The following is a 13100-nucleotide window of genomic DNA, read 5'->3' on the forward strand; positions in this document are numbered from 1 at the left end:
TCGTGAGCGTGGAATACGAGCCAGGGACGACTAGCCGCGATGACGTGATCGGACTCGTCGTCCGCCAGATGCTGCGCAATCGTGACGATCTGCTCGCCGACCTGTCGGCGGCGATACGCTCACGAGTGGGGTCGCTGGACCTGGACCCGCGGTTGCGGGAGCAATTCGAGGCGGGGACCGCCGACAATTTTTTGGCGGTGCTCGACTACGCACGCAACGATGCCGGTGCGGATCAGGTGCGGGCACCGGAGCGCGCCCTGGTCTATGCGCGAACCCTGGCCCAGCGTGATGTTCCGGCTTCCGCCCTGATCAGGGCATATCGGATCGGCCATGCCGTTTTCCTCGATACCGCGATGCGATATGCGGCCGAATTCGGTGGTGTGACGAGTTCTGCGGCCATCATCCGGCTGGTGAACCGTGCAGGCGAGTACGTCGACCAGGTCTGTGAACAGGTGGGGATTGCCTATGAGCAGGAACGGGATCGGTGGGTGGGCAGCCGGGGCGGGCTGCGCCGGGAGTGGGTGGCCCGAGTGCTCGACGGCTCGATCACCGATATCGCCCGCGCCGAACGCATGCTCGGATATCCGTTGCGCGGTAGCCATATCGCGGTCAACGCCTGGCTGGACACCGGCAGGTCCGTACCGGACGCGGTGGATATCGTCGACCGCGTCCAGCACACCTTGGCCGCGGTTTTCGGTGCGCGAGGACGTCCGCTGCTGGTGCCGGTGGACGAGTACGAAGTCCGGTTGTGGTTGGCGGTTCCGCACAATACCGCGGTCGAGGTCGACACGCTCGACCGCGAGATATCGGAGCGGGCGCTGCCGGTGCGTCTCGCGGTGGGCGGCTATGCGGCCGGAGTGGAAGGTTTCCGACGCACCGCTCGCCGCGCGGACCGGGTCCGGGCGATCGCGTTGCTCGGCGATACCGCGCGTCGCGTCGTGTCCTACGAACAGGTGGCGGCACTCACGCTGATGACGGCCGACATCGATGCGCTCGCCGAGTTCGTCACGGAGGAACTGGGTGAGCTGGCGGTGAACGGACCGCGAACAGGCTGGTTGCGCGAAACCTTACTGGTCTTCCTCTCGGTGAACCGCAGTTACACGGCCGCCGCCGCCCGACTGGCCGTGCACCGCAATACCGTCCAGTACCGGGTTCAGCAGGCCCTGGACCTCGCAGGACGCGGACTCGGCGAACACGACGACATCCTGCACCTACAGGCCGCGCTGGAGGCCGCGCACTGGATCGGAGCACCGGTGCTGCGCCCGGCGGCGGATGTATCCGCCGATGGCAGGCATTAAGCGGTAATGGCAAGAACTAGCGGTATTCCAAGTGGTCGGGAGCCGAACAAGTGGCTCCATTGTGCGCAGAGCACATGTGCGCAGAGCACAAAAGATGTACAACCTTTCATGCACGCGAGATATGGCCTGGGATGTGATGGAGTTCATAGCCTGTTCGTCAGGACGCACCCGTAGGAGACCCAGCTGTGCCATTGATCGAAACCGTGCAAGGCCCCGTCGACACCGCCGAACTCGGCGTCACCCTGATGCACGAGCATGTTTTCGTGCTCAGCTCGGATGTACATCAGAACTATTCGCAGGAGTGGGGTTCGGAGGAGGAGCGGGTCGCCGACGCCGTCCGGCGTTTGCAGGCCGCCTACGACGCGGGCGTGCGGACGATGGTGGACCCGACGGTGGTCGGGCTGGGCCGCTATATCCCCCGGATCCAGCAGATCGCGGCGCAGATTCCGCTGAACCTGGTCGTCGCGACCGGCATGTACACCTATGACGACGTGCCGTTCTTCTTCCACTATCGCGGCCCGGCGCTGAACGCACTGGTCGGTGTCGAAGTCCCCGACCCGATGGTCGATATGTTCATCCGCGATATCCGTGACGGCATCGCGGACACCGGGGTGAAGGCGGGGATGCTCAAATGTGCGATCGACCGCCAGGGCCTGACCCCGGGAGTGGAACGAGTGATGCGGGCTGTCGCGCGAGCACATCTGGACACCGGTGTGCCGATCACCGTGCACACCCACCCCGAGTCCCGTTCCGGGCTGGACGTGAAACGGGTCATGTGTGAGCAGGAAGGCGTCGACCCCGGCCGGATCGTCCTCGGCCACAGTGGTGACACCACCGACTGCGATCATCTTTCCGAACTCGCCGACGCCGGTTTCGTGCTGGGCATGGACCGATTCGGTATCAACCTCGAGACGACCTTCGAGGCCCGCGCCGACACTCTGATCGAAATGGTGCGCCGCGGCTACGCCGAACGCATGGTGCTGTCGCAGGATGCGAGCTGTTACATCGACTGGATCGAGCCCACGATGCGCGCCGCAGCGCTACCGCAATGGCATTACACGCATCTGTTCGAAGACGTGTTCCCGTACGTGACCGACCGCGGCGTCAGCAAGGAGCAGTGGGCCACCATGCTCGTCGACGTCCCGCGGGCGTTCTTCGAAGGCGGGGACCTTCGCGATCCGGCGTAACTGCTACGGGGTTCGACACCGCGTTTTCAGTCCTCTTGCGGTGCCCTGCCCGCCCGCAGACTCGGCGCGCCCGGAACAATATCGGGCAGATCGGGCATGCCCTCGGTGAGCGGCTCCAGCAGCGCGTCGGCCTGCTGTTTCGCCGATCGGGCCGCTTCCTGCGCGACTCCGGTGACCAACTGTCCCAACTGTTCGGCCGTGCTCCGCATAGCCGCGGGTGTTATGCGCACCTCGACAACCGACCCGACTGCGTCCACCGTCACCGTCACCGCCTGATCGGACGAGGTCGCCTGCACCCGCAGCTCGTCCAGCTGCTCGCGCACCTCGCCCAGCCGCGTCTGCTGCTGGGCGAAGGTGTCCATCATGTCGTGCACCTGGTTGAGCAGCGCGCTGTTGACCGAAAGCAGTTCCTCACGCCGCTGCTGGTCCATGCGTTCACCTCATGTTCTCGATCGCGCGGTGCTGCCTGCACCCGCCTGCCCATACGCTCAACGGTTGATTGTTCCTTTCCACAGGGAACTGCGAACGGCGCTGTTCCCAGGACTTGGGACACTTGGTCGGCGACGCGCCGACACCGGGCTCTTCAGATCGGTCCGCTGTGCGCAGCTCTGGTCAGCGGTAGCCTCGATCACTGGAACCCGACGACGAGGAGCCAAGCCGATGAGCCGACCCGTTCGTATCGGTCTGCAACTACAGCCCCAGCACGCCCCGGACTACGGCCTCATCCGCGACGCGGTGCGGCGGGCCGAGGACGCGGGCGTGGACATCGTGTACAACTGGGACCATTTCTTCCCGCTGGCCGGTGACCCCGACGGCGCGCATTTCGAATGCTGGACCATGCTCGGCGCGTTCGCCGAACAAACGGAGCGAGTCGAGATCGGTGCGCTGGTCACCGGCGGCGGCTACCGCAACCCGGACCTGCTGGCCGATATGGCGCGCACCGTCGACCACATCAGCGGCGGCAGACTCATCCTGGGTATCGGCGCCGGCTGGTTTCAGCGTGACTACGACGAATACGGCTACGAGTTCGGCACCGCCGGCACCAGACTGGACGGGTTGAAAGCCGCACTCGCCCGGATCGACGCCAGATTGGCGAAGCTGAACCCGCAGCCCACCCGGCATATCCCGATCCTGATCGGCGGCGGGGGCGAGAAGAAGACGCTGCGGCTGGTTGCCGAGTACGCCGATATCTGGCACAGCTTCGGCGAAGTCGAGGTGTTCACCCATAAGAGCGCAGTACTGGCCGATCATTGCGCTGCCGTCGGCTCCGACGCGGGACAGATCGAACGCTCGGTCGCCTGGCCAGGGGTGGCGGCGGCGCCCGGCTACCTGGAGGCGGGCGCTACGCAGTTCACCGTCGGGGTCAGCGGACCCGATTACGACCTGTCCCACCTGCGGGCCGCCATCGCCTGGCGCGATGAGGTCAACCCGGAACCGGTGAGCGGTATCGCCTGACCACCGCGATGCGGCGGACCGGTGCTATCCGGGCAGGTCGTGAACCGGGCACCGGATATCCGATCTGTCAATAGTTTTGCCTCACTCTGATGGGTGACCTGCGGTTATCGCAGGTAGGGGCGTTAGGGTTGGCGACCATGGCTCGTCTGTTCGCGGCGCGGACCCGCGCGTTGCTCGCCGTGATGTTGCTCGGCGTCGCTGTCCTGGCCACAGGCTGCGGTGGCGAAACATCAACCGCACGTGACCTGTGCTCACCACCCGGGGTGGCAGCGGCATCAGCCGCGCCATCGAACCTGACCAACCCTGCCGCGGGACAGGTCGACCGCTACACCACCGCGCAGACGATCCCACTGGAATCGGTGGACACCTCACGCCTCGGCTTACGGCAGCCGGGCGTGCTCAGCGTCGGCACCCTTTCCGACGCGCCACCCAGCATCTGCGTCGACAGCGCGGGCACCTTCACCGGCTTCGACAACGAACTGCTGCGCGCCGTCGCCGAGAAGCTCGGTCTGCGCGTCGAATTCTCCGGCACCGAATTCGCCGGACTGCTGGCCCAGGTAGCGGGCGGGCGCTTCGACGTCGGCTCGTCCAACATCACCACCACCGACGCGCGCCGCGAACTGGTCGGCTTCACCAACGGCTACGACTTCGGCTACCACTCCCTCGTCGTCGCCGCGAACAGCCCCGTCTCCAGCTTCGACGACCTCGGGCCGGGCACCAGAATCGCGGTAGTCCAAGGCACCGTGCAGGACGACTACGTCGACAACCAGCTGAACCTGGACCCGGTGAAGTTCCCCGACTACAACACCGCCTACGCGAACCTGAAAACCGGCCAAGTGGACGCATGGGTCGCTCCCTCGGCCCAAGCCGAAGGCGCGATCAGCCCCGGCGACAACACCACGGTGGCGGCGAACACCTTCAGCCTGGAAAACTTCGCCGCCTGGGCGGTCCGCAAAGACAACCAGCCGCTGATCGACGCGCTCAACGCAGGCCTGGACGCGGTGATCGCCGACGGCACCTACGCCGAGCTGTACCAGAACTGGGTACCGCGCGAACCACCGCCCGGCTGGAAACCCGGCTCGAAAGCAGCGCCGGAGCCGCAGCTCCCCGATTTCGCGGCCATCGCCGCCGAACGCGGACCCAACACCCAATCCGCCACCGCGCCGAAATCCACGCTGGAACAGCTGCGCGACACCTTCTTCGACTGGTCGCTGTACCGGCAGGCATTCCCCGACCTGATCACAACAGGCCTACCCAACACACTGATCCTGGCGTTGGTCTCCGGCGTACTGGGCACGGTACTCGGCATGCTGCTCGCGGTCGCCGGAATCGCACGAACCCGCTGGCTGCGCTGGCCCGCACGGGTGTACACCGACATCTTCCGCGGCCTACCCGCAGTGGTGATCATCCTGCTCATCGGTCTCGGCATCGGGCCGGTAGTCGGCAATATCACCGGCAACAACCCGTACTGGCTTGGCGCGGTAGCGCTGGCCTTGCTGGCCTCGGCCTATATCGGCGAAATCTTCCGGTCCGGTATCCAGTCGGTGGAAAAAGGCCAGCTGGAAGCGGCGCGCGCAATCGGGTTCGGCTACCGGCAGGCAATGACGCTGGTGGTGATCCCGCAGGGCGTGCGCCGGGTGCTGCCCGCGCTGATGAACCAATTCATCGCATTGATCAAGGACTCGTCGCTGATCTACTTCCTCGGTCTGCTCGCCACCCAGCGCGAACTGTTCGCCGTCGGCCGCGACCTCAACGCACAAACCGGCAACCTGTCCCCGCTCGTCGCGGCGGGACTGGTGTACCTGCTGCTGACAATCCCGCTCACCCACCTGGTCAACTACATCGACCACCGGATGCGCACCGGCCGCCCCGACCAGCCGATCGACGAACTGGAACAGGCCACGATCACAGAAGGGCGCGGATAATGAGCGCATCGCTGACCGGAACCGGACTGCGGCTGCGACTGGGCAACAACGAGGTGCTGCGCGGGGTCGACATCCACGTCGACGCAGGCAAAACCACCAGCGTCATCGGCCCATCGGGTTCCGGTAAATCCACCTTGCTGCGGGTGCTGAACCGACTGTACGAACCAGACGCCGGCGATGTGCTACTCGACGGCGAATCGGTGCTGAAAGAAAACCCAGACCGGCTGCGACAGCGCATCGGCATGGTGTTCCAGCAATTCAACCTGTTCCCACACAAAACAGTGGCCGACAATATCGCGCTCGGACCGCGGAAACTGCGCGGACTGTCCAAAGAAGAAGCGCGGGCACTGGCACTGGAACAGCTCGAAGTGGTCGGTTTGACAGGAAAAGCCGACTCCCGGCCCGGCAACCTGTCCGGCGGTCAGCAGCAACGAGTGGCGATCGCCCGCGCCCTCGCCATGAAACCCGACATCATGTTCTTCGACGAAGCGACATCAGCACTGGACCCGGAGCTGGTCAAAGGCGTGCTCGCGCTCATGGCCGATCTCGCGGCGGGCGGTATGTCGATGATCGTGGTAACCCACGAAATGACATTCGCCCACGACGTCTCCGACAGTGTGGTGTTCATGGACGCAGGCCAAGTAGTGGAATCCGGACCACCAGACGCCATTTTCGACAATGCCGAAACACCCCGGCTACGCCGTTTCCTGGATCAGGTCCAATAGCATTTCCGCAACCAACATGCCGCGAGGCAATAGGTAATGTGAAGTTGTGCGCAGTTCCAGCTGACCGAGCCCGCCCCGGGCGCACAGGAAAGAAGGAGCCACGATGACCACGGCACACGCTGAGCACATCGACCATGAGCACGCGCACGGCCCCGAATGCGGTCACGTAGCCGTCCCACACGGCGACCACGTGGACTACGTCCACGACGGACACCTACACCGCGACCACGAAGGCCACTACGACGAATGCGAGCCCACCGGCCACACCGAACACACAAACCACGACCACGTGCACGGCGAAGGCTGCGGCCACGTCGCGGTACCCCACGGCGACCACGTCGACTACATCCACGACGGACACCGACACGCCGCCCACAACGGCCACTACGACGAGCACTGAAACATGGCCGCGACTCCATCGCGGCGGGGTGTGCGGCCCCTTTGTGGCTCGCGTTTCAGCCATCGCGACTTGCGCCTTCGGCGCATGCGCGAGGGTCGGACGTCCGTCCGCCCCGGCGCTCCCAGCGAGGGTCGGACGTCCGTCCGCCCCGGCGCTCCCAGCTGCGAGGGCTGAAACGCGAGCCGGGCCGCAACCGGACGGGCTGGGTAAGCGGGTCAGCCGGGGCAGGAACAGCTGGTGCCGTCGGTGCGGGCGCGGTGGGTAAACGTGTAGCAGGCGGGGGCTGAGCAAAGGTGGAAACGAGCGGCGGGCCGCGAATCGGACTCGTACGGTGAGCAGGCAAACCGGGGGTTAATTTCGGTGGTCTGCCGTTAAGCTGCGCGTCGATCGGTTCTTGCTTGGGTGGGCTACGGTGCGGGCGTTCAGCCCTGACAGGAGCCACCGTGAGCCCGAAACCATTGACCCTCTATGTGCAGCATCAGGCCGATTCGGCGCGTGCTGCCGTCACCTGCGCCTACAAATGCGGTAACGCCTGCTTCCATGAGGCGCCCAACACTTCGTCCGGCGCGTACTTCGGCGATATCGTTGCGGATCTGTCGCGGCGGCGGGTGTTGCAGGGTGGCGCGGCCGCGGTGCTTGCGATCGGTGCGGCGAGTGTGCTCGCAGCCTGTGGTGATGGTGCGGGCGCTGGCAGTGTCGGGGGTGGGCAGCCGGGTGCGGGCACTGATTTCACCCCGGTAGTGCCGAACACCGAGGACGCCGTGGTTGTGCCGGAGGGCTACGAGCAGGGCGTGGTAATCCGATGGGGCGACCCGCTTTTCGCCGATGCGCCCGAGTTCGACGCCAGGAAGCAGACGCCCGCCGCGCAACTGAAACAGTTCGGCTACAACAATGATTTCGCGGGCCTGCTGCCCATCGAAGGTCAGACCGACCGGTATCTTCTGGTGGTCAACCACGAGTACACCACCGAACCGTTCATGTTCCCGGGCTTCGCACCGGAGGCGATGACTCGCGAACAGTTCGAAATCACCATCGCCGCGCATGGGCTGTCGGTCGTCGAGGTCGAGGGCGAAGCCGGATCGGGCAAGCTCACACCGGTTTTCGGTAAATACAACCGCAGGATCACCGCGGCCAGCGAGTTCCGGCTCACCGGGCCCGCCGCGGGCAGCGACCTGCTGAAAACCTCCGCCGACCCCACCGGAACCACAGTGGCAGGCACCTTCGCAAACTGTTCGGGCGGCGTAACTCCCTGGGGCACCGTGCTTTCCGGAGAAGAGAACTTCAACGGCTACTTCGCCGGGCGAGCCGCCGATGAGCGGATGAAACGTTACGGTGTCGGCGAGATCGACTCCCCGCACTACTGGGAACGTTTTGACAAGCGTTTCGATCTGGCTCAGGAACCCAATGAGGCCAATCGCTTCGGCTGGGTCGTCGAAATCGACCCGTGGGACCCGAACTCGGTCCCGGTGAAACACACCGCTCTGGGCCGTTTCAAGCACGAAGCCGCCAATATCTACGTCACCGACGACGGCACCGTGGTTGCCTACAGTGGCGACGACGAACGCTTCGAATACATGTATAAGTTCGTTTCCTCGCGCAAGATGCAGCCCGGTATGGGCGCGGCCAGCCGCAGGCACAACCTGACCATTCTCGATGCGGGCACCCTCTACGTCGCGAAACTCACCGGCGACCATCCCGACCGCATCGACGGATCCGGTCGCCCGACCTCCGACCAGGGCTTCACCGGCACCGGGCAGTGGATCCCGATTCTGCGGGCGAACGAGGACGGCACAGCCGAATCACTGGTCGACGGTATGACCGCCGACCAGGTCGCGATCTTCACCCGACTCGCGGGCGACAAAGTCGGCGCCACCAAGATGGACCGTCCCGAGGACTTCGAAGCCAACCCGAAGACCGGCAAGGTGTATGTGGCGTTGACCAACAACAGCAAACGCGGCACCGAGGGCAAGGCTGCCGCCGACGAGGCCAACCCACGCAATCAGAACAAGAACGGCCAGGTCCTGGAATTGGTCGACGATCACGCGGGCACCGAATTCAACTGGTCGCTGCTGCTGGTGTGCGGCGATCCCGCCGCCGCCGACACCTACTACGGCGGTTTCGACAAAACGCAGGTCAGCCCGATCTCCTGCCCGGACAATGTGGCGTTCGACGGGTACGGCAACCTGTGGATCAGCACCGACGGCAACGCGCTCGGCACCAACGACGGGCTGTTTTCGGTGACACTCGACGGCGACCGGCGCGGGGAGACCAAGCAATTCCTGACCGTCCCTGCGGGCGGCGAGACCTGCGGGCCGGTGATCACCGAGCAGCGCGTCCTGGTGTGCGTTCAGCATCCGGGCGAAATCGACGGCGCCTCCGCCGACCGGCCCGCCTCGCATTGGCCCGATGGCGGCGACAGCATGCCCCGGCCCGCCGTGGTCGCGGTGTGGAAGGCCGGAGGCGGCCGGATCGGTGTTTGAGTTCTATCCGCTGCCCGTCAGGCCCGACATATTGGCGAAGCCGGCGAGATCACCCTGGGCGCCGCTGTAGACGTTGAGGTCGGTATTGCCATGGATGCCTGGAACCCTGCCCGAATCGGTGGTCTGCCAGAACGTCCAGGTAGGCCAGCCGCCCGGCACCTCCGGTGCCGGATTGCCTCGATAGTCGGCGATCCACAGCGGATACCGATGGAACTGATTGCTGTCGGCCATCGCAGTGCGCCAGAAATTCGGGTACGTGTAGATGATCGGCACCCGCCCGGTGAGCGCCTCGACGGTGCGCAGGTAGCGGTGCGTCCAGTCGATCAACGCGGCCGGTGCCAGACCACCGGAATGTTCGATATCGAGCACCGGCGGCAGATCCAGCGGCCCGTTCTGCCCCAGCACCACCGCCGAATACAACACCGCCTGCGGTTCCGGCGGCAGATTGGGGCGCGCGTAGTGGTAGGTGCCGCGCGCGATACCTGCCACCCGCATCAGCAGACTGTCCGGCACGAAATACGGGTTGATATAGCTGAGGCCCTCGGTGGCCTTCACCATGGCGAAATCGTGCCCGGCCCGCTTCACCGCGAACCAGTCGATCCCCCGGCCGTCGATATGCTGCCAGGACGAGACATCGGGTCCGGTGGGGGCTGCTACCGCAGGGGCGGCGCCTAGAGCGAGGACGCCGGTCAATGTGAGCGCGGGCACCGCCGCCGCTCGGCCTGCGATCCGCACCACCTTCCGAGTGATAGCTGTTGAATAACTACCCGGCGTCAATGGTGAGTTGGACCGGGGCATGGTCGATCTCCAACGGGCAGGATTCATGAGGAAAGACGATAGAGCTCAACCCAGCCAATCCAGCACCGACGCGGCCGTCCACGATTGCTGCATGCTGCCCAGCGGCTCCCCGGTGAACGGCTCGTAGTATTCGGCGAAGCTCCCGTCACTGGCCTGGCGCAACGCCTCGGCGCGCAACATGAAGGCCCGCTCCGCCCAACCGCGCTGCCCGAACGCCCAGGAGAACAACCAGCTCATCACCGGCCACACCGGACCGCGCCAATATTCGCGGGACCGGAAATCCTTGGATACCGGCGATGTCGAGGGCGGCAGCGCATAGCGCAGGTCGGGGTGGCCGCAGAAGCGCGGGCCTTCGAACAGGCGGAGCAGGTTGCGTTCCGCATCGCGGGGGAGGCCACCGCACAGCAACGGCGCGAACATCGCCAGTGTTTCGGTGCTGATCCAGCGGCCCAACCGGGTGTCGTAGTCGCGGGCGGCACCGGTGCGTTCGTCGGTCGTCGCGATCACCCCGGCGCGGAACCGGTCCGACCACCGGTACAGGTCCCGGATATCGGCCTTCGGCTGGTGGTATTCCTCGCCGATCTGCGCGAGCACCTCGCAGGCCAGTGCATAGATCGCGGTGACGAAAACGTCCTCCACCGCGAAGCTCATCGAGGAACTGAGCTGGTGATCGTCGTAGCCGGCTCGGCGCATCTGCTCGACCAGCCACAGGTAGCGGTCGTATTCGCGATCGCTCGGCCGCTGCGTCGGGTCCGACACCACCAGAATGTCCTCCCGCCGATACGGCGGCAGATCGGCGCCGGGCACGATATTGGCGTAAGCACGATCCCACCGTGGCGAATTGTCCATCCCGGATTCCCAGCCGTGATACAGCGTGATCCGCCCGTTCTCCTTCGGGTCGCGCGCATGCGCCAGCCACCTGTGCCAGCGCACCAGATCCGGCCACCGCCGGTTGAGGAACTCCTCGGCCACCACCCGCGTACTGCGCCCGTGCCTGCGTGAATGATCGAGGATGCGCTGCACGGCGATGGCATGCACCGGCGGTTGAGTGATCCCCGAGGTATCCGGCCCGTCCGGCGCGTTCGCGGCCAGCCTGCGGCATTCCCAGCGTGCCGGCCCGGGAAAATACCCGTCCACCCCGTTCGCGAAGACGATATGCGGGATCATCCCGTTCTTCCACTGCGCCGACAGCAGCGTATCGAGCTCGATCACCGCCCGTTCCACACTCAACGGCGCCAACCCCACGGCAACGAACGCCGCATCCCAGCTCCACATATGCGGATACAGGCGCGGCGCGGCACTGGTCATGGTGCCGAGATCGTTCCCCCGCAGCAGATACGCCGCGCGGGCAGCGAGCTGCGTGGAGCTGAAACCGGGGTGTGCCATCGCCCATCCTGCGTCCTGACCGGGGAAAATGCCGGCTCCACAGTACGCTCGAGGTATTGCGGGCTGCTGCTCGTGTTCGGATGGTCAGGGAGGTTGGGCTGGCTTCTCTCCGAACCGGCAGGCGGCTCGGGCATTGCACCGGAGCTAGCTACCCCTATTTTTATCAGGTTAGGCTAACCTCAAGATCATGATTTCTGACGCCGCCTTTGTCTTATCCCGCCCGCACCGCACCGTGGTGGCGCAGGGCACCGGCCGCGTCTTCCGGTCCCCTCAGGAAGCCGTGACCGCGCTGCGCAACCGGGAGGTCGGTCATATCGTCGGCGCGCTGCCGTTCACCCCCGGCGCTCCGGCGGCGCTGTGGGCGCCCGATTCGGTGCGGATCACCGCTGGCGGCTACCACCCGGCGGCAGCCCCGGCGCTGCCGGATGTCGAAATCGAATCGGCTCTACCGTCCCCGGACGAGCACATGCAGCGTGTCGCCGCGGCGGTCCGCCTGCTGAGCGACCCGGTTGATCCGCTGCGGAAAGTCGTGCTGGCCAGGGCGCTTCGTTTGGCGGTGCAGCGTCCGGTACGGGCGGCCGAATTGCTGGATCGGCTGGTGTCCACCGACCCGGCCCACAACGGTTTCCTCGTCGACCTGTCCGCTGCGGGCGCAGCGTATCAGGGTAGGGCCCTTGTCGGTTCCAGCCCGGAGATCCTGGTCCGGCGCGACGGCGGGGACGTCCTCAGCCATCCTCTCGCAGGTTCTGCGCGGCGCGCGCCCGGCGACGAAGAGGACCGAGCGGCCGCACACAACCTGCTCGCGTCGACGAAAGACCAGCACGAACACCGCTATGTGGTCGATCATGTCGACGAAGTGCTGCGGGAATACTGCCGCGCCGTCCACGCCCCTGACACGCCGGAACTCACCAACACACCCGAAATGTGGCATCTGGGCACCCCGATCACTGCCACCGTGCCCGACAGCGGCCCCTCCGCATTGGAGCTGGCCGTGGCTCTGCACCCCACCCCCGCGATCTGCGGTACCCCCACCTCGGCGGCGGCCCGGGTGATCGAGGAACTCGAAGGCGACCGCGGCTTCTACGCGGGCGCGGTCGGCTGGTGCGACGCCGACGGCGACGGCGAGTGGATGGTGAGCATCCGCTGTGCCGAACTCGCCGCCGACGGCCGAACCCTCACCGCGCACGCGGGTGGCGGCATCGTCGCAGGCTCCGATCCGGTGGCCGAATTGGCCGAAACCATCGGGAAATTCCAGCGCATCCTGGGCCCGCTGGGCGCCGCCGACCTGCCGGTCACCGTCGCCTGATCAGCAGCCCGATACCGGGCACACCCAGCAGGCAGCAGGCTCTGCTCCCGGCCGGGAACCGTTGCAGCCGTAGCCTTTCGTTGTTTCCGCTGGTCAACTTTCGTTTCCCTGGCCAGTTCCGAGCTGATAGGTTCGCCCGC

11 protein-coding genes are annotated in these 13100 nt (G+C 65.8%); 8 read left to right on the forward strand and 3 right to left on the reverse strand.

What is annotated here, in order from left to right; all coding sequences use genetic code 11:
- The first annotated feature begins 8 nt into the window (after positions 1 to 8).
- Together B0T44_RS16405 and B0T44_RS16410 are read left to right on the forward strand one after the other, a co-directional pair.
- Positions 9 to 1298, forward strand: coding sequence for a PucR family transcriptional regulator (locus B0T44_RS16405; protein WP_139347968.1), 1290 nt, complete (start codon positions 9 to 11; stop codon positions 1296 to 1298).
- 185 nt (positions 1299 to 1483) lie between these two features.
- Positions 1484 to 2485, forward strand: coding sequence for a phosphotriesterase family protein (locus B0T44_RS16410; protein WP_077120494.1), 1002 nt, complete (start codon positions 1484 to 1486; stop codon positions 2483 to 2485).
- 26 nt (positions 2486 to 2511) lie between these two features.
- On the opposite strand, the gene B0T44_RS16415 is transcribed toward B0T44_RS16410, so the two are convergent.
- Positions 2512 to 2916 carry a YbaB/EbfC family nucleoid-associated protein gene (locus B0T44_RS16415; protein WP_077120496.1) on the reverse strand — a complete coding sequence of 135 codons (405 nt, stop codon included), beginning with the start codon at positions 2914 to 2916 and terminating at the stop codon, positions 2512 to 2514.
- Between the two features lie 229 nt (positions 2917 to 3145).
- Here B0T44_RS16415 and B0T44_RS16420 point away from each other — a divergent pair, with 229 nt between their 5' ends.
- The 5 genes from B0T44_RS16420 to B0T44_RS16445 all read left to right on the forward strand — a co-directional run bounded on the left by B0T44_RS16420 (position 3146) and on the right by B0T44_RS16445 (position 9470).
- On the forward strand, positions 3146 to 3940 hold the full coding sequence (locus B0T44_RS16420; RefSeq protein ID WP_077120498.1) for an LLM class F420-dependent oxidoreductase: 795 nt from the start codon (positions 3146 to 3148) through the stop codon (positions 3938 to 3940).
- 137 nt (positions 3941 to 4077) lie between these two features.
- Entirely contained in the window at positions 4078 to 5865 is a 1788-nt protein-coding gene (locus tag B0T44_RS16425) for an ABC transporter substrate-binding protein/permease (RefSeq protein WP_077120577.1), read from the forward strand.
- Positions 5865 to 6590, forward strand: coding sequence for an amino acid ABC transporter ATP-binding protein (locus tag B0T44_RS16430; RefSeq protein ID WP_077120501.1), 726 nt, complete (start codon positions 5865 to 5867; stop codon positions 6588 to 6590). The genes B0T44_RS16425 and B0T44_RS16430 overlap by 1 nt, the downstream gene beginning before the upstream one ends.
- A 103-nt stretch (positions 6591 to 6693) precedes the next feature.
- Positions 6694 to 6990 carry a hypothetical protein gene (locus tag B0T44_RS16435; protein ID WP_077120503.1) on the forward strand — a complete coding sequence of 99 codons (297 nt, stop codon included), beginning with the start codon at positions 6694 to 6696 and terminating at the stop codon, positions 6988 to 6990.
- A 443-nt stretch (positions 6991 to 7433) separates the two neighbouring features.
- Positions 7434 to 9470, forward strand: coding sequence for a PhoX family protein (locus B0T44_RS16445; RefSeq protein ID WP_077120508.1), 2037 nt, complete (start codon positions 7434 to 7436; stop codon positions 9468 to 9470).
- A gap of 3 nt (positions 9471 to 9473) precedes the next feature.
- Here the strand turns inward: B0T44_RS16445 and B0T44_RS16450 are convergent, their stop codons facing one another.
- Both B0T44_RS16450 and ggh read right to left on the reverse strand, forming a co-directional pair.
- Complete coding sequence (locus B0T44_RS16450; RefSeq protein WP_077120510.1) at positions 9474 to 10208, reverse strand: glycoside hydrolase family 25 protein; 735 nt, start codon at positions 10206 to 10208, stop codon at positions 9474 to 9476.
- A gap of 105 nt (positions 10209 to 10313) precedes the next feature.
- On the reverse strand, positions 10314 to 11654 hold the full coding sequence (ggh, locus tag B0T44_RS16455; protein ID WP_077120512.1) for a glucosylglycerate hydrolase: 1341 nt from the start codon (positions 11652 to 11654) through the stop codon (positions 10314 to 10316).
- A 187-nt stretch (positions 11655 to 11841) separates the two neighbouring features.
- Here ggh and B0T44_RS16460 point away from each other — a divergent pair, with 187 nt between their 5' ends.
- The gene (locus B0T44_RS16460) at positions 11842 to 12960 is read left to right on the forward strand and encodes an isochorismate synthase (RefSeq protein ID WP_077120514.1); all 1119 of its coding nucleotides are present in this window, start codon (positions 11842 to 11844) and stop codon (positions 12958 to 12960) included.
- Positions 12961 to 13100: the final 140 nt, after the last annotated feature.

Source organism: Nocardia donostiensis (assembly GCF_002081715.1).
GTDB classification, from domain to species: Bacteria; Actinomycetota; Actinomycetes; order Mycobacteriales; family Mycobacteriaceae; genus Nocardia; species Nocardia donostiensis.

What these genes read in the sequence shown, in the direction of transcription:
- B0T44_RS16425 (WP_077120577.1), top strand. Translation starts at nt 4,078, where the DNA reads ATGGCTCGTCTGTTCGCGGCGCGGACCCGCGCGTTGCTCGCCGTGATG.
- B0T44_RS16435 (WP_077120503.1), top strand. Translation starts at nt 6,694, where the DNA reads ATGACCACGGCACACGCTGAGCACATCGACCATGAGCACGCGCACGGC.
- B0T44_RS16460 (WP_077120514.1), top strand. Translation starts at nt 11,842, where the DNA reads ATGATTTCTGACGCCGCCTTTGTCTTATCCCGCCCGCACCGCACCGTG.
- B0T44_RS16430 (WP_077120501.1), top strand. Translation starts at nt 5,865, where the DNA reads ATGAGCGCATCGCTGACCGGAACCGGACTGCGGCTGCGACTGGGCAAC.
- B0T44_RS16420 (WP_077120498.1), top strand. Translation starts at nt 3,146, where the DNA reads ATGAGCCGACCCGTTCGTATCGGTCTGCAACTACAGCCCCAGCACGCC.
- ggh (WP_077120512.1), bottom strand. Translation starts at nt 11,654, where the DNA reads ATGGCACACCCCGGTTTCAGCTCCACGCAGCTCGCTGCCCGCGCGGCG.
- B0T44_RS16415 (WP_077120496.1), bottom strand. Translation starts at nt 2,916, where the DNA reads ATGGACCAGCAGCGGCGTGAGGAACTGCTTTCGGTCAACAGCGCGCTG.